Origin of the sequence: Psychrobacter sp. D2, from assembly GCF_013608135.1 — a bacterium.
Taxonomy (GTDB): Bacteria; Pseudomonadota; Gammaproteobacteria; order Pseudomonadales; family Moraxellaceae; genus Psychrobacter; species Psychrobacter cryohalolentis.
This window is the reverse complement of sequence record NZ_JACDXZ010000005.1, coordinates 178,508-195,644: the sequence shown is the minus strand read 5'-3', so window position 1 is coordinate 195,644 and position 17,137 is coordinate 178,508. Positions and strand designations below refer to the sequence as shown.

General features: G+C 41.3%; 16 protein-coding genes. 7 read left to right on the top strand and 9 right to left on the bottom strand.

The genetic code is table 11. The annotated features are described in order from the left end of the window. Positions 1–5 precede the first annotated feature (5 nt). The 3 genes from H0262_RS08670 (at position 6) to H0262_RS08660 (ending at position 3,099) form a co-directional block, all read left to right on the top strand. The gene (locus H0262_RS08670) at positions 6–476 is read left to right on the top strand and encodes a thioesterase family protein (protein ID WP_181210481.1); all 471 of its coding nucleotides are present in this window, start codon (positions 6–8) and stop codon (positions 474–476) included. Between the two features lie 116 nt (positions 477–592). Further along, the gene (locus H0262_RS08665) at positions 593–1,624 is read left to right on the top strand and encodes a porin (RefSeq protein ID WP_181210480.1); all 1,032 of its coding nucleotides are present in this window, start codon (positions 593–595) and stop codon (positions 1,622–1,624) included. 335 nt (positions 1,625–1,959) lie between these two features. Continuing rightward, positions 1,960–3,099 (top strand): carboxypeptidase family protein, encoded by a 1,140-nt coding sequence (locus tag H0262_RS08660; protein WP_181210479.1) that lies wholly within the window; start codon positions 1,960–1,962, stop codon positions 3,097–3,099. Positions 3,100–3,356: 257 nt separating this feature from the next. Here the strand turns inward: H0262_RS08660 and H0262_RS08655 are convergent, their stop codons facing one another. From H0262_RS08655 to H0262_RS08635, 5 genes are all read right to left on the bottom strand, one after another. Beyond that, positions 3,357–4,076 carry a PAP2 family lipid A phosphatase gene (locus H0262_RS08655; protein ID WP_181210478.1) on the bottom strand — a complete coding sequence of 240 codons (720 nt, stop codon included), beginning with the start codon at positions 4,074–4,076 and terminating at the stop codon, positions 3,357–3,359. A 47-nt stretch (positions 4,077–4,123) separates the two neighbouring features. Continuing rightward, complete coding sequence (locus H0262_RS08650; RefSeq protein ID WP_181210477.1) at positions 4,124–4,567, bottom strand: diacylglycerol kinase; 444 nt, start codon at positions 4,565–4,567, stop codon at positions 4,124–4,126. A gap of 173 nt (positions 4,568–4,740) precedes the next feature. Beyond that, positions 4,741–6,072, bottom strand: coding sequence for a cell wall metabolism sensor histidine kinase WalK (locus H0262_RS08645; RefSeq protein WP_181210476.1), 1,332 nt, complete (start codon positions 6,070–6,072; stop codon positions 4,741–4,743). Positions 6,073–6,165: 93 nt separating this feature from the next. After that, a complete protein-coding gene (locus H0262_RS08640) occupies positions 6,166–6,852 on the bottom strand; it encodes a response regulator transcription factor (RefSeq protein WP_133104297.1) in 687 nt (228 codons plus the stop codon). 42 nt (positions 6,853–6,894) lie between these two features. After that, positions 6,895–8,613, bottom strand: a complete 1,719-nt coding sequence (locus H0262_RS08635) for a phosphoethanolamine transferase (RefSeq protein WP_181210475.1) — start codon at positions 8,611–8,613, stop codon at positions 6,895–6,897. A 181-nt stretch (positions 8,614–8,794) separates the two neighbouring features. On the opposite strand from H0262_RS08635, the gene H0262_RS08630 reads away from it, so the two are divergent. The 4 genes from H0262_RS08630 to H0262_RS08615 all read left to right on the top strand — a co-directional run bounded on the left by H0262_RS08630 (position 8,795) and on the right by H0262_RS08615 (position 12,548). Continuing rightward, the gene (locus H0262_RS08630; RefSeq protein WP_181210474.1) at positions 8,795–9,790 is read left to right on the top strand and encodes a phosphatase PAP2 family protein; all 996 of its coding nucleotides are present in this window, start codon (positions 8,795–8,797) and stop codon (positions 9,788–9,790) included. Positions 9,791–10,321: 531 nt separating this feature from the next. Next, positions 10,322–11,338: an energy transducer TonB gene (locus tag H0262_RS08625; RefSeq protein ID WP_259275437.1), complete on the top strand. Its 1,017-nt coding sequence runs from the start codon at positions 10,322–10,324 to the stop codon at positions 11,336–11,338. Between the two features lie 112 nt (positions 11,339–11,450). Next, positions 11,451–12,092, top strand: coding sequence for a MotA/TolQ/ExbB proton channel family protein (locus tag H0262_RS08620; protein ID WP_181210472.1), 642 nt, complete (start codon positions 11,451–11,453; stop codon positions 12,090–12,092). A gap of 54 nt (positions 12,093–12,146) precedes the next feature. Next, positions 12,147–12,548, top strand: coding sequence for a biopolymer transporter ExbD (locus tag H0262_RS08615; protein ID WP_181210471.1), 402 nt, complete (start codon positions 12,147–12,149; stop codon positions 12,546–12,548). A 198-nt stretch (positions 12,549–12,746) separates the two neighbouring features. Here H0262_RS08615 and H0262_RS08610 read toward each other — a convergent pair whose 3' ends face one another. The 4 genes from H0262_RS08610 to H0262_RS08595 all read right to left on the bottom strand — a co-directional run bounded on the left by H0262_RS08610 (position 12,747) and on the right by H0262_RS08595 (position 16,952). After that, a complete protein-coding gene (locus tag H0262_RS08610; protein ID WP_181210470.1) occupies positions 12,747–13,892 on the bottom strand; it encodes a HupE/UreJ family protein in 1,146 nt (381 codons plus the stop codon). Then, the gene (locus H0262_RS08605) at positions 13,889–15,067 is read right to left on the bottom strand and encodes a lipopolysaccharide assembly protein LapB (RefSeq protein WP_181210469.1); all 1,179 of its coding nucleotides are present in this window, start codon (positions 15,065–15,067) and stop codon (positions 13,889–13,891) included. Before H0262_RS08605 ends, H0262_RS08610 begins: the two co-directional genes overlap by 4 nt. 76 nt (positions 15,068–15,143) lie before the next feature. After that, complete coding sequence (locus tag H0262_RS08600; RefSeq protein ID WP_181210468.1) at positions 15,144–15,425, bottom strand: hypothetical protein; 282 nt, start codon at positions 15,423–15,425, stop codon at positions 15,144–15,146. 27 nt (positions 15,426–15,452) lie between these two features. Beyond that, complete coding sequence (locus tag H0262_RS08595; protein ID WP_181210467.1) at positions 15,453–16,952, bottom strand: DUF4331 domain-containing protein; 1,500 nt, start codon at positions 16,950–16,952, stop codon at positions 15,453–15,455. Between the last annotated feature and the right edge of the window lie 185 nt (positions 16,953–17,137).

Sequence of the window (17,137 nt, the reverse complement as noted above, 5' to 3'; positions counted from 1 at the left end):
TAACTATGAAAGCTTTAGCAAAATTACCAGAAATACAAGAGACGCTTAATAAAGATAATAACCATCCTATGCATGGTTTTGCGGTCATTTACTCTCAACAAGTAGAGTGGGGCGATATGGATTCTTTTGGTCATGTCAATAATGTGGTCTATTACACTTATGCCCAAAATGCTCGTATCCACTATAACAGTCAATTAAATCTATTCAATGAAAAGACTTTTTCAGTCATGGCAGCATCATCCTGCCAATACTTCAAACCAGTAATTTACCCCGATACTTTATGGATTGGGGTTCGAATTAAGAAAATTGGCAATGCCAGCTTGATTCACGAGTACACCTATTATAGTACTGCTATGAATACTATCGTTGCTAGCGGTGAGTCAGTACTGGTATATCTTGATAAAGCCACTGGACAAAAGAAAAATATCGACGAGACAAAAAAAGCCGCTATTAGCGATTTTGAAAGGGTTCAATAAAGTAGGAAACATGTGTTTTTGTACAAGGAGATAGTACTGGTATTTATGAAGTAACAGAATACAGTAGCGATAGGCATTTAAAGGAATTTTCAAACAATACAAGGAATGTATAGATCATGCTTTATATCAAAAAATTGTCTTTTGGTTTGGTGGTTCTTGGGGTATGTGCACAAGCACAAGCCATAGATCTTGTCACAAATGCAGATACTACTCTAAGTATCGGTGGTTATGTTAAAGCCGAGGGTATATTTTATTCTCCAGATGAAGGCGAGTCAGAGTTCAAAGGCAATGCACGGCAATCTCGGATTAATCTGAAAACCACTAAGAAGGTAGATGATAAAAAATTAACGGGTTTTATTGAAGGGGATTTTTATGGCAATGCCGCAAATGGCGGTTCAGACTTGCGACTTCGCCATGCTTATGTTCAGGTCAATGATTTGACCGTAGGTAAGACATGGAACGGGCAGTTCTTGGCGGTCTACCCACTTTTGACTGAACAGCTCGACTTTCGAGGTACGGGATTAGGAACCATCTCGGGTGGGGGCGCTGATATCCGTCCAGATTTGACGGTGCATTATACCCATAAAGGGCTTCGCTTTACCGCTCAACAACCTGTTTATGAGGACGCTAACCTGCCCGATATGGTGGTCAGCTATAAAAATAATATATCTGATCTTAGCTATAACTTAGCGGTCACTGCGCGTGAGGCTAAAAATGGAAACGATTCAGATGTCGGTGTCGGTGCTTCTTTGGCCGGTAAACTCAAACTGGGTAATGACTCATTACATGCGAGCGTATTCAATGGTAAAGGGATGGGTGTCTATTCGACGGTATGTGTCGGAAAAGCGCTTGGGGCAACTGGAGCTTCAGATTGTGATGCTGAAAACGGCGAACTTGTGTCGCAAACAGGCTTTACGGTAGGATATAGACATAAATTTTCAGAAAAACTTCTTAGTAACATGCGTTATGGTGAGATTAATGTAGATGATGCGGCTGATACTTCTGTCAATGTAAAAAGTATAAACCTTGTCTATAATTATTTACCAGATCTCGATTTTGGTATTGAATGGCGAGATCGAAGCGATAAGACGTTATCGCAAGTAAAGAAAGGTCAGCAAGTCGAAATCATGGCCAAATATAGCTTCTAAGCTAAATAATTTTTAAGCGGAATAGCTGAATAGTATTTCGTTTAAAGTTATATGTCATTGTCTAACTCATGATTATGCAGTTATTGCTTGTATCGCAAGTTAGGAGAAAGGCGCATAAAGCTTGTCACTTATGGTAGTAAAGAGCGAAAGGATAAAAGGTTATTAGCGTGACTGCAAGCAGGTGCAATGGAATTTTTATATACGGCTATGCCAAATTTAAGCTTTAGCGTTTTTCGGCATAGCTCATTTTTGCGTTGACTGCTACACTATTACGCTATCTGGCACTCCGACATATTCTTTAAAGCATTACCATAAAAACTGATTAAGGACAGGTTATGCATATCACGGCGAATTTTGATGCGGGCAATATTGAGGTTATTAGTTTAGAAGATAAAAAAGATATCCAATTGGCTATTCGTCCGGACGTCGGTGGCGAGTTTTTTCAATGGTTTAACTTTCGTATAACCGGTCAGATTGGCGAGCAATATGTGCTCAATATCCTAAATGCAGGGGAAGCGGCATTCCCTGGAGGGTGGGAGAGTTATCAAGCAGTTGCTTCCTATGATCGTGAGTATTGGTTCCGCCTGCCCACCTCTTATAAAGACGGCAAGCTGACCATAAACGTAGACATGGAATGTGAAACCATTCAAATTGCTTTTTTTGCCCCTTACAGTTATGAGCGTCATCAAGATTTATTAGCCGCTGTACAAATGCACCCATTTGTGACGTTAGAGTATTTAGGTGAAACGCTTGATAAGCGCGACTTAACCTTAGTTAAAATTAGTGATGGCGATAGCAGTAGTGACGAGAGTAAGCGCAACATTTGGATCACAGCGCGTCAGCATCCTGGTGAGACTATGGCTGAATGGCTGGTCGAAGGTCTCATGTATAGCTTATTAGACGGTGATAATGCGACTGGAAAATTATTATTAGATAAAGCAAACTTTTATATTGTGCCGAATATGAACCCCGATGGCAGTGTACGTGGTCACCTACGTACCAATGCAGTCGGAACGAACCTAAACCGCGCCTGGTCAAATCCGAGTTTAGAAAAAAGCCCTGAAGTGTTTCATGTTATTAAGAAAATGGAAGCGACTGGCGTTGATCTATTTTATGATGTACATGGTGACGAAGAGATACCTTTTGTCTTCCTTGCCGGCTCTCAAGGGACGCCTAATTATAACGACCGACTCGCGCGACTCCGTGATAGATTTGCAGAAGTGTTAAAGCTGGCCAGTGCTGACTTTCAGACTGAAGAAGGCTATGACGTTGATGCACCGGGTACAGCGAATATGACGCTCGCAACTCACTGGGTGGCCGAACGTTTTGACTGCCTAGCCAATACTTTAGAGATGCCGTTCATAGATAACAATAATCTACCTGATGCAGATACGGGTTGGTCACCAGAGCGTTCTATTAAATTGGGAGAAGCGTCGCTAGTTGCCATGTTAGCAGTCATTGATGATTTACGCTAATTAATAGCTTCTATAATCTTAATTTTATAACACCACATAAGAAAAACCATCAATAAAAAAGGTTGCGATCGCTATATTACAAATAGCGATCGCAACCTTTTTCTTATTTATTGATGCTGAGTCACAAATGGCGTTCGTTTATAAAATTGATATTACTGTATTGATAAAGCAATCATCATCTAAGATATTACAAGCCAGCCCCAAAACAAACTTCCAATGGCATTATCACCATGCAACTAATAAATTATCAAGGTTTATTATTTTAAAGACCTTCTGAAAAATAGGCTGGCAAGCGCGCAGGCAAGCGTCAGTGACAACAACATCGAAACTAAAGTATGGCTAAAAAAATGGTCGCCAAATGCCATTTTATATAGCCCCATCGTCCATCCTAAAGCTGTGACTATTGCAAAGATTTTATAGCGATATTTTTGTACTGTCGGTAAAAATGCCAATCCATATAAAGAAAATCCTGCACTGGCATGCGCCGCTGGAAAGCACTTCGCAGGCGTTTTAGAAAGTATGTTTTGCCAAAGATTGAGATATGGTAAATCACCATTGAAAAGAAATAAACTATTTGGGCAGCTAACATGGGTAAAGCTCTTGAGGGTTGCGATAACCGTAGGTACTATGATGATAGTGATTAATAAATAACCTACTTCTCGGCTAGACAATGCTGCGATTGGTCTAATAAAAAACACTTTAGCATTCACAGTATTAGCGTATCGACGTTGCCAATAGTGCCAAATTAATATCATTATTAAATAGCCGCCAAATAATATTAATAATAATTTTGGAGAATCATAAAAGATAAATCTATAAGGCTGCGCGCCTTTTTCAAGAAGCCAATGTCCATTCGTATAGAAAAGCTCACTAATACGAACGTCAAATTGGCTGTGCTCAAACGTCAATGTCGCAATAATCGTTAAGCACAGCAGCTTGAGCCACGTCCAATCAGTTGTGTTTTTTACTAGCGTCATTGAGTCTCCTTTTAAATTATATTAAGTCGAAAATTTTTGAATCTTACTTAATATAAAAGGTTCCATAACGCCATTACCCATAAGACAAACAAAAGCAATAACGCCAAAAATTGCGCCGCAGAACCTACGTCTTTAGCTATTTTAGCGAGTGGATGTTGGTTCGTTGAGGTATGATCAACACTGGCTTCAATACCGGTATTGAACAGCTCAACGATAAGGGATAAAAAAGAGATGATTGTCAGCATCATTTTTATGCTGATATCAAAAGGGATAAGTATGATTGCTATTAATAAGACGCTATTAAGCCAGAATACTTGTCTAAAAGCCGCCTCATATTTATAAGCGGCTTTAAAACCATCTAAAGAATAACCGGCGGCTTTAACAATACGAGAAAGACCTTTGTTACCTTTGGCAAGACTGGCATAACTATTAGGTGCAAGCAGTTGAGTAGCCGTCGTTTGGTTTTTTGATTCGGAGTTGATTGTATTCATATTGAATTCTTAATACGCATTAATATTGAGTTACGCTAGATGTTTTGAGTAATTAAAAAAATAATCAAACAAAAAATTAGCATACTGTTCTTATGAAAACAGTATAAAACAGGGGATATTAAGAAAACGTTAAGACAATATTGATTGGTTGATTCATGAAATACAGTGAAGACTTATATACGGCATTTATTATAATAAATGCTAAACGTACTACCACCTGTAGCATTGTCTTGGTGCATAAGCTCCCAGTCCATATGAGTCATGATACGTTGCACAATGCTAAGACCCAAACCGCTACCTTCTACCTGATCGCTGGTATTTATGTCATTCAGACGCTCAAATCTCTCATAGAGTAAAGGCATCATAATTTCGGGAATACCAAGACCAGTATCAGAGACTGTAATTTTCTCAGCATCAATCATCACGATGACTTCACCATTGTCAGTATACTGAAACGCATTTTTTATTAAATTACCCAATGCCATTTTTAGCAGCTCAGGGCGGACATTTGCTATGTAATCTTGCTCAGCGACTACTTTACAAGTTACCGGTTTATGGCGGAGCAAATATGTTAAGCGTGTCACTTCATTAAGGGCGATGGTGTTGATAGAGGTTTGCGGTGTGTCCAGCTGTTCAGGCGCGCGCGATAATAGTAATAAAGCGCTGATGATTTCAGAGGTTTCTTTGGCGGTCGTACTAATACGGTTGGCGAATTCGCTCAGGCGACTATGGTCTTCAAGTTGTGAGGCTAGTACCTCCGATGCACCCATGATAATAGTCAATGGTGTGCGTAATTCATGACTGACATCGCCAGTAAATAGCTGCTCACGTTTTAGATATTGCTCTAGTTTATGATTTTTTTCATCGATAGCGCGTGCTAATACCCCAACTTCTGAGGGTAGATGGGTTAAGTCAGTGAGGTTTTGATGATCGGTTTCTACGGCTTGCTTTAAATCTAGTAAAGGCTTAATGATTTGCTTAGAGGATAAGTAAGAGAATAGCGCTGCAATAAGCAAGCTCAAAACAACCGCAATTTTTAGTGCATCTGCAAATATATCCTCTAACTCTTCGAAGATGGCTAAAACAGGATAGTTTTCCATCACCATCTCGGACCCTTCTAAGTAGGTCAAAATATATTTTTGCTCATTTTGTTGGTGGGCAAAAAAATGAAGATTCGTTTCAGTGTTACCCGTTTCAGTGTCGCCCGTTTGATTGTTCACGGTTACCTGCATCTCTTGAACGGTTTCGTTTGCTATCGCTTTTAAATTTTCAGGCGCACTGTCATAACGATAAATTTTGATACCAGGATTTGCTGTATAAGCCGCCTGTTCACCTTCTTTTTCTTGACTAAGTTGCAGCTGTTGTAAAAGACGTCCTTTCACTAAGTCCTGTTCAATTCGCATCTCAGCGTACATAAAAATACTGACGAACGTTGTGCAAAGCAGTAAGGCAAATAACAAATAGGAGATTCGAAACTTATTAGCGATGGATTCTATAGTGAACATGGCAGGTGCTTATTTAGAGTCAGGTAATATATAGGGAGGTACAGGCGTAACTACTTATAGTAAACTTCAATCTTTAAATTGTATTATGAATTTTCAAACTTTGTCTGGGTCAATAATTTGGTAACCAACACCAGCCATTGTTACTATCATGACTTTATCAAACGGTTTATCAACTTGCGCACGTACACTATGCAAATGGGTGCGAAGCGCATCACTACTTGGCACATCTTGTCCCCATACTTTTTCCTCAAGCTCAGTTTTACTGACTACCCGAGGCGAGGCAATCATCAGAGTGTGTAAGATTTTGAATCCTGTTGGGGTTAGTTTTAATGGTTTGTCTTCTCGTTTGATACTGTGTTCCTCAGTATTTAGAGACAGCTTGCCAACTTCTATATTGTGCTGAAAATGTTCATCTTGATGGCGGCGTATTAATGCTTTGATGCGAGCTTCTAATTCAACCAATGAGAAAGGTTTGACCAAATAATCATCCGCACCACTATCAAACCCTGCAACCTTATCCAAAACAGTATCACGCGCGGTCAGCATCAATACGGGCGTCTTATCATGCAGCTCTTCTCTAAGCGTTTTGCACAGCTTAGTACCATCCATACCGGGAAGCATCACGTCGAGCAATATAACATCGTAGCGATTGCTTGAAGCCAGTGCTAAGCCACTCAGACCATTATGGGCATTGTCCAACTCGAAACCTTTTGGCTCAAAAAAAGCATAGATATTGGCTACGATATCAGGGTTGTCTTCAATAATAAGTATCTTATACATAATGGCTACTATCTACAAAAAGCGTGAATTGAATAAAAAAGTTTAATGGGTAGTCTTAAAAAAGGTTGGTTCTGACGCTACTTCTTGAGTAGTGATACCAAAAAAATGCAATAAGGTTGGCGTAATAAAATCATGTGACACTGGCTGATTGGTCATATTAGACAGACTCTTAGTATTAATGCCATTGTTTTTAGGTGACCAAATAATGACTGGCACCTGTTTTTGCGCATTCGGCGCAATACCGTACGGCAGACCATGTAAATATACATTGTTTTCACCCAGACTTTCCCCATGGTCACTAATATATACCATCACCACATCATAGTCTTGCTCATAGGGTTTTAGCGTATCTATAACGGCATTTAAAAAGTAATCGGTATAGCGAATCGCATTGTCATAACCATTTATAACGGATTGAGCATCACACTTAGATAACTCGTTGGTCATACAGACTGGCTTGTATTCTTCAAATTCCTTGGGATAACGTTGGTAATAAGCAGGACCGTGATTGCCCATTTGATGTAATAAAATCAGTGTATCTTGTGGCTTCGCAGCAGTCTTGACCCCTATGTCCGACTTAACTAAAGTATCAAAACCGTCCAACATGCCAATATCACGACATTCAATATCACAATTAGGATTTAGCTTAGGCGTTTTATAGTCCTCAACGGTGACTCGATCTGCCACGCCTTTAGAGCTAGAGTTATTGTCCCGCCAGATCACATTAACGCCTTGTTTGTTGAGGGTATCAAGCACGTTTTCATTATATTCAGCAGTGTCAACGTCGTAATCGCTTCGGTTTGCATAACTGAACATGCAAGGTACTGAATAAGCAGTTGACGTACCACAAGAGGTCGCATGCTTGTAGCTATAGATATCCGGCTGGCTGGCAAGTAACGGCATCGTATCGCGTTTATAGCCATTCAAGCCAATATGGTCAGCGCGAACCGTTTCACCGACTACGAAAACCATCAGCTTAGGTTTGGTTGTGCTACTGACGGCTGCGGTACGCTTTGCATCTGGCGCATGCAGTATCAAGGTATCAGGGCGGCGTAGCTCATCGACGTAATCGGTACCGAGTTTGATAACAGAATAAACAGGGGTAACGGGATTGGTATAACTACGTACTATTTTATGCTGGCGGAAAAAGCTGGCGTATTGATCTCCAAATGGTAATAGGCAAACCGCTATTATCGCAATAGACGTTATCAAGGTGATTGCCTTTTGCACGATTGAGCGAACTATAGACAAACGCTTTATACGAATCTTACTAATTAAGAAAGCAGGTAGCAGACCCAATAGTAGCAGTCGAACAATAAAGCTTGGTGCTATCAAACCCATCGCTTCTGCTTGGTCTGTCTGCAAGCTGTTAACCAACATGCCAGTGTCAAATATCGTTCCATAAGCATCGGTGAAGTAACCACATACTGCCGCAATCAACACCATAGCAATGAGCACTACTTTTGCTGTCGGTCGATAACATAATAGCTGAAACAATAACCACATCAGCCCAAACAGTAAGCCAGTCAGAGAAACAATAAAACCAATGTTATCAGCAAACGGATAGATCGTTAATACTTGTTTAAAGAAGCCAATATTTGCAGTAGCAACGAGATAGAGCGTAACCACTATAATCAGATAAGTAAGATTGACTTCACGATGATAAAATTTATTTTTATCGAAGGTTGCATTATTATTTTTAGCAAGACTTATATTATGGGTTTCTGCAATGGCTAGATCGGTAATTAAGTGTTTTGACATACACAGACTTCTTAATAGAGTGAGATAAATTTTATTCTCTAAGGTAGCAATTACCCTGTTAAGAAGATGTTAAGAAGCCTATATTAGATGCATAATAGATAACGAAGATACAGATTGTATCTGATACTCTAAAAACTCATAAAATACTCACAAAAACGGCTGTAAAAGAGACTTCTCATTCATGATTACGCTCATCCAAAAAAATCAGCAGTTGTTCCTTTTAGGAGTCTTTATTCTATTAGTGATGGTTGTTTTATGGGTTTTACAGTATGTGATAATTCGCTATGGTCAGAAGGTACTGAATCAGGTGCCGACATATTGGACGGTGCTCGAACAATATCTTGGAAAAAGCAAACGACTCACTCGCTTAAAAAATAACTATCCAAAACTGTATCATGCTTCGTTGCAAAGGCTCACTGTACAGCACTTTTATGGATTGCCTCTGACGGTTTTATTTTTAGTCATGGGTTATATCTTAGCTTTGTTTTTTGGTTTGGTTGAAGATGTTGTTACTTCAGATACTATTGTGGCAACGGATTTTTTTGTGTCACAGCAAATGAGTATGCTGAGTGAGTCGCCTGTAGTGACGTTTTTTATTTTTATTACTAGCTTTGCCTCTACTGCAACGACCTGTTTAATCGTATTACTAGTCTGTATCCTATGCTGGGTGATTCGCCAACCCTATATATTAGTAGGGTTCTTAATAGCCACTTTAGGAAGTACGATATTTACTTTCCTCAGCAAGCTATTATTTCATCGCACGCGACCAGTAGATATTTTATTGTTTGAGCAGACAGATTCTTTTCCCAGTGGACATGCGACAGTTACGGTTGCGTTATATGGTTTTCTGGCTTACATGGCCATTCGTTTTAGTCGCAACTTTGCCACGCAAGTTCGGATAGCTGTGATTACTGTTTTTTTCTCACTATTGATAGGATTAAGCAGGATTTTGCTGAATGAGCATTATTTGAGCGATGTACTGGGAGGTTATTTAGTAGGCGCATTATGGCTAACAGTAGCGATTAGTGTGACAGAGTGGCTAAGGACGCGTGACAAAATTGATTGGCAGATAAGTTGGTCAGTTACTCAGGTTCGTCTGGTCTGGCTCAATATTGTATGTGTACTGATCGGCACCTCGATATATGCTGAATTTTATCAGTTGCCATTGTTAATCTAAGTAAATTCAAGGTATTAATGCCAAAAAAATATTATCGTTCATATTTAACATTAATAATGATGGCTAGTTTTTAGTCATAGGCTTGTCCCAGTACGGTGGTGTACCATAATACCCGTTCATAAAATTAATTCACCTTCTCTAGTAGCAGTTGAATGTGGGCATAAACTACATATAAGCCCAAAGCCTTAGTGCAATTTTTAGCAACACTATGACCAGTTTGCCACTCATAAGCGCCTCACTAATAATGAAAGCCAGCTGTAATATCAGTCCTGCTCTTGCAATAGATACATTCATCACTGTAAGCACAATAAGCTACTTCAGCACTCCATAAAAATTACTATATAATCTGACGCTTATAGGCAAATATTTGCTATCGTTGATGGACAATTATTCAACTGCTATTTCTAATAGGCTGCCTAATAAATCATCATGATACTAAATCCATTTACCCGTCTCAGCGGCTCTATCAGTGCTTGGATAACTATCTTTGTGATTATATTACACGGTCTTACTGTATGGGCTGTGATATCTATGGATAGCCCTGAAATTTTAGAGGCTAAAGCGGCTAAGCCTCAGGCAATCCAATTAGAGCTAGTGACATTGCCGAAATCATCCGCAGCGGCTACTGAAGAACGTCGTGCCGAAAATATCCTTACAAACTCTAACTCTGTTCCTCAACGACTGCCGCAATCAGAGAAAAAATCCGCTGAACTATCAGATACTAAACAGGTAGAAGCTAAGTCAGTAAATGCTGTGTCAGAGCCGACTTTTAGTAAACCGCTAAATTCTATCAAACCTTTAAGTTCTGAACCAAAAAAACAAACATCTGATCCAATAAAAAATCAGTCAAACCCAGAAAAGACTAAAATAACAAAAGAAACTCAATTGCCAGTCTTGGTACAGAAAAATACGACCAAAGAATCGGAAGAAACTGCCAAAAAAATGACGGAAGAAGAACAGGATCTTGTAGCCTTGGTTCAAGCGATGACAGAACAGGTCAGCCCTGAATCAACAGATATGTCAACGCAAGGGCTGGTCATAAAAGAGACGAGAAAAACAGTCAAGGTTAAGGCTGAAGAAGAAATAGATATAGCGTCGTTAATCCGATCGGTGACAGCACAATTCAATCGTGATCAAGCACGTCAGTGGCAAGAAGGTAGAAAACGTGCGGGACAAGAGCTGCTGCAAGCGCAGGCTGGCAAGAGTAATGAGAAACGAAAACAGCTTAACCTCAATGATGAGGCAGTTGACTTTTTGGAGGAGCAAGCCAGCTGGCTTGATCAGAAGAAACCTGACACAGACCTACCGTCGGCGATTTGGCGTGAAGTGACTAGTCAATCAGGCGATATCTTCACTGTATTATTGGAGCTTCATGTCGATAAAAACGGCTACATTACGGATGTGCAATTGCTCGAATCATCGGGTAATAAGATTGTTGATATTGCAGCGATGACTCAAGTCAGAGCAGGACAACTTAAACCGTTCCAACAAAATGAGCGATCTGTTAATGGTGTGGTACCGATGTCATTAATATATGAGCGACCTTAATCTAAGTAATAGCTCGTTTTCCTTTTTTGATTAAACCGACTATATGAAGAATATGTTCATAAAAAATGTATTGTCAGCCTCACTAGCTATTTAACTGCTTTTAGGAGCCTATATGGATTTTACAGATTATTGGCAATATACGGATATCATTACTAAGAGTTTGTTTTTCGCATTATTTGCTTTGTCGATTGTGTCTTGGGTGACAGGGATTTTACGATTGTACTATAGCCATCAGTTGGCTAAAACCGTCGTCGTTGACTTAGCTCAGCAAATACACAATCAGATACCGCCCACTTTGCAAGCTAGCCCAGAAGAGCGCAGGCTTCTCACCGAACAGATGTTATTACAGCAGATTGGTCGATATCGTTATCAAAGCGAGCAAGGGTTACCACTGCTCGGTACGACTGCTGCTATTGCACCCTTTATTGGGCTATTTGGGACAGTGTGGGGCATATTCCATGCGCTACGTAGTATTGGTGATAGTGGGCAGGCAGGACTTGCCCAAGTAGCGGGCCCAGTAGGTGAAGCGCTTATTATGACTGGTCTAGGTCTTGCGGTCGCGATTCCTGCGGTGATTTTCTATAACGTCATTACGCGTATGAATCGCCGAATCTTGTATAGAGCGAATGACATTGCGCATGGTCTATTAGGCGAGTCAATGCGACCGAGTATGCTAGCAAATAGCAAAGCAACTGGTGCCAAAGTGACTGGTGCCAAAGTGACTGATAGTCAAGTTGCTGATGGCAAAGTATAGACAGTGGCTATTCATTCGATAAATTGACGAATAAAGAAAAATAAGGAGGCAGGTATGGCATTCCATCTAGGTGATGAAGAGACCCAAGGTATGAGCGAGATGAATCTCATTCCGCTCATTGATATTATGCTGGTGCTGATGATTATCTTTTTGGTCACAGCCACAGTGATGAATCCAACCGTACCACTAGATCTGCCCGATACCAATGCCACAGTAAGCGGCTTGCCTGATGAGATATTGCAAATAAGCATTGATAAAAACAATGGTCTATTTTTGGATGAGGAAGCGCTGACGTTAGCGCAATTGCGATTGCGGCTTGAAGAAGCGTCAAAAGACGGTGCTAATCCGAATATTCATCTGCGGGCAGATCAAGACACCCGTTATGATATGGTGGCGCAAGTGCTGGCTGCCGCCAATAGTGCGGGTTTGACTAAGGTTGCTTTTGTCACTGAATAAATAGCCATTTATAGAATACAAAATTTCCTATTGAAATTAAGAAGGGGCTAAGATTATTAATCTTAGCCCCTTCTTTAATGTCTTAAACCGTGTTTATGATAAAAGTAAACATAGTGGAATCGCTGTAAAACTAGTCGAAATTATTCAATAACGTATCGATGTTATGTTGAACAACCTATATGTATTTTAACTTTTTAATCACGTTATTCGTTCAAAAAACCACCACAATGCAATGGCGATACTGACAAAAGAGCCAGCATAGAATATAACCGATTTATAAAAACGCGTATGACGTAATAACAGCGCGATCGGAAATACTATGGCAATGAATACTAGTTGTCCTAGCTCAATCCCTACATTGAAGCTTAATAATGCCAATACGCGCTCACTTGTTGCTAGTGGCAGATCTACGAGCACATTGGCAAAGCCAAACCCGTGAATCAGACCAAAAACAAAGGCTAGATAGACGGCTCGCACTCGTAACATTGGTACCAGATTGTTTAACGCGGCGAATGCGATGGACAGAGCAATTAAAGATTCGATAAAGCGGGCAGGTATACTGACGATACCAAGGGCAGCTAGGCTCAAGGTAATTGAGTGCGCAAGCGTAAAGGACGTTGCAATCCAAAATACCTCAAGTAATGCAGCTTGCGGCTTGGCAACGGCAACCAATTGTTTTTGCTTACGCACGTAAACTGCTGGTATTAAAAGGACAAACAAAAACAATAGATGATCCCAGCCGATCAGCAAGTGGTGTATCCCACTTTTTAAAAAGTTTGTCGCCGTAGAGAGCCAGCCAGAGTCTGTCCCGGCACCTAATGAAGTTTGTCCAACGGTCAATACTTGAACCGGTAATTCGCTACCAGCTTGCGTCAGTATCAAGCGGTGGTTAGCATCGATACCTGCCAGAACTTGATAGTTGAGCCCTGATATAGGAGCAGCGCAGCCCAATTCAAATTCGGTATGTAAGTAATTAAAGCCACCACGCGTATTAATCGCTAGTGGCGCAAAGTTTGTGGTTTGACAGGATTGATCGCCCGCTGCTAATGTCACCTGAGCAGCAATAAGCTGTTCTATAAGCGTCGTCTGTGATTTGACCTCTGCCCAACTTACTTGACTGTCTTGGTTTGAGTCTATATCTATCAGCAAAGCTAAGTCTCGAAGCGATAGCTCGTACTTAGCCTTATAAGCAGTATCTGCTGTACTCGACGAGCTCAGGGGCTCTAAGTTTAAGTAAGCCGTACTAGATTCATGTGCCTGTAGTGCCGTAGACGTCAGCACCAATAAGAATAAAGTCAGATAACGATAAGTGTGACTCCAAATGAGCCTGATAAATGCGCTCATGAAGATGCCTCCTTACTTACTTGCTTGCTTGAACTGCTGATTTTACCTAAGCGTAGGTCGCGCTCGAGTGCCGGATATTCAAATTGTGTGTCTGTCATAAACTGGCGCAATAGCTCAATATCTTTTTTGCTACCGGCTTTGATGGCTGCTGTCGCATAGATCACGATGTCAGCCGTTTCGCGCTGTTGTTGCCAGTTTTCGCGAGCCAATTGCAGCGCTGGGTTAATTTGGTTAGCAAGTAGGGCATAAGTAGCCTGTTCACGCATGTGGGCATTTTCCTCACGTATCTTCCATACATCGATGCGTTCTTTCATAAGTCCTAAGTTTTGCTGAGCGTTAGGATCCCCCAGTTGAATTTGAGCCGTGATGAGCTTTAGCAACAGCGCGTCTTTATCAGTATGATCCTGAAGCAATAGCCGCGTTTTTTCATAGTCTCCTTGTTTTAATAGCCAATCAGCGCGTGCCATGAGTGCGGGTACAGTTTGAGTGTCCATCACACTAAAGACTTGAGTAGCAAGCGCAACATCCTTGCTACGCAGTGCAGCGTCTGCCTGAATAAGGTAAATCCAGCGTGCGGTCGATGCATCGAGTCCGGGCGCAAGATTGGCGAGCCCATTCAGGGTTTGCTTTGCTTGCGTCAGTTGACCGGTCATGCTCTGCACTTGAGCCATACATGCCAATTGATAGACACGTAGAGAAGCATCAACGAGCTTTGTACAGTAGCTTATTGCCTCCTCAAACTGACCTTGTACGACAAGCAGAGAAGAGAGTGTCAACAGCGCATCTGCGTGAGCAGGATCTTTACTTAATATCTGCTTTAGTTGTGCTTTTGCTTCGGAGAACTTGTGATCTGCCTGTAATGCTCGTGCTCGTAACATGAGGGTTTCTACATCCGGATCCTTTATTTGATCCAGCTGCGCTCGGGCTTGACCCAGCGCACGTGGATCACCCTGTAAGTAAGCGCGCTCTAAAAGCTTACTAGTTTGCTCAGGACTGGCTGTGCTCGCACTAGATAAAAAGCTGTCTGAGTTTGAGTAGCGCGGCGGCGGTGAATCGGTGGGTAAGGTCTCAAGAATTTGTTGGTCGCTTTTTGGAATAAAGGGTGCAGCATGAAGAAGGGGGCTGCCGATAAGTAATAACGGTAGTAGTCCAATAAAGGGCTTAATCCAGTTCATAAGATCTCTCAGCTCAAAACATAAAGAAACACCTGATCAAGAGTTTGATCAGGTGTCAGGTTTATATCACGTCAGATTACAACGAGGCGTTGGCACCTGTTACCGCAACAGGCTCTGCTAGATTGGCTTCGGGAAGGATAATCCGATCAATATCTTGCGGTTCGTCGGTATTTACATCCTTACTGGCGTTGATCACGGTAGAGACTCTCTCGACTGCTAGATTTGCCTTCACTTGATCTGCTGCTACATCGGGATTGCCCTGATTTCCTGTCTCAAAGTTCTTGTTATCATTATCACCGAAGCAACCAGTAAGAGCTGCCGACCCGGTAATCAATAGGACTAAACATATATAACGCATCTTGTTTCTCCTTAGGGTGGATTTAGCTTACTGGGGCTGGGAGGTTGCGCCAGGGTTAGGGGTTTTTAGATAAGGGAAGGCTGAATCAAATTTATCAGCGGTTTTACGCACGCCATCAGTAAGTGGCGCTGTACCGGCTTTAGCATCATCAGGAACGCAACCAACAGTCTCTGCAGGTAGTCCAGTATGACATAGGGCGCCCATCGCTACTCTTAACGATACATCAGTGACATCATCACCAGGTCGTCTACCATTCGGGAATCCTGCATTATCGCCAGCAATCACACCTAAATCGTTTTGAGCACCAGCACCTACTGCAGCAATATTAGTATTCAAGCGCAGCATATCCCCTGGAACTACATTTGCATTAGCTGGTTTGTTGACACCTGGGACACCAGTCAAAAAGGCAGTGACTAGATCGTTACGCGGGAAGTTAGTAGGTGCTGGCGCACTTGGATATAGTTTTTGAATCAAGGCAGGTAACGTAGGATAGAACACATAATTCTTGAAATTGGCCACGTCATCTTTTGGCTCTGAGGCGTTAAATTTGTCTTTGTCTTTAAGACCAATGACGACCTCATTGACCAGCGGCATACCCAATCTTGAAACTTGAGTCCATGCACCACCTTTCTTAGCGGTGGTACTGATACCAGAAGCAGGTGAAGGATTGACTAAGGTAGCCTGACGAACACTGGCAGTCGTCCAAGCGCCAATCACAGGATCAACCCCTCTCTTATTATTGCCTAAATCTACTTGGGCTGCATTAACGAGACAAGCTTTAGGTATCTCCATTGCAATAGAGGTAATATTCTTATCTGCTAACACGTTTGTACCGCCGTCACGTGGACCTAATGGATTTAAATTAATCAAATCGAATACTTTGCCTAAATCAATAGCAAAGCTTTCAGCACGTTGACCGACAAAGACCTTGCCAGCCCCACAACTACCTAAATTTAACGGTTTAATAAAGCCTCTTGCATAGCCTGGATAGTCTGCAAAAGACTTGGTGCCGATGTAATCAAATGGCTTATTAAAATTCCCCAGTGGTGTACGCGCGCCGCTACGGCGATCACCTTTAACCATCGTCACACCATAGCTTTCACTGGTTTGTACGTTAGCTGGGTTTGAGGCATCACCCGCGTTAGATAATGGTATCGCAACATTTGGCGTCGAGGCATTACCATCTGAGTCAATTTCGATGCTATTTAGTGTTTGTTTGAAGTCAAATTGGAAGGTGACATCTTCGACCGCATCACCGTTGTTATCAATGTGGATCTCATATAAAGCATCATCATCTAACGAAAAATAGTTAGGTCCGCCGTAGGCGTCTTGCAGCGGTAAATAGTTAGCAATGATGGTGACGTAATCTGCTCGACCACTCTCATAACTGTTAAACATATAGAGGTCAGTGGCATCGACTTTAGGCGTTTTGGTGATGGAAGGCGCTTCACGGTGACTAGAGGCTACAGCGCTTGCACTTGCGCATAAAGCCATCGCTGCTAATAGAGCGTGTATAGTGTATTTCATACGAATCCTTGTAGAAAAACTTGAGGGCTAAGGGGTATTTAAATCATAAACATATAGACGGTATATACTTGGATATTGCATTACTAAATGGTTGATTTTGAAATATTTCCGAGAGGTTCCTGAGACAATTTAAATTTTTATTATATATAATCCATATATAAATATATCTAAACTATCCTCTGAAT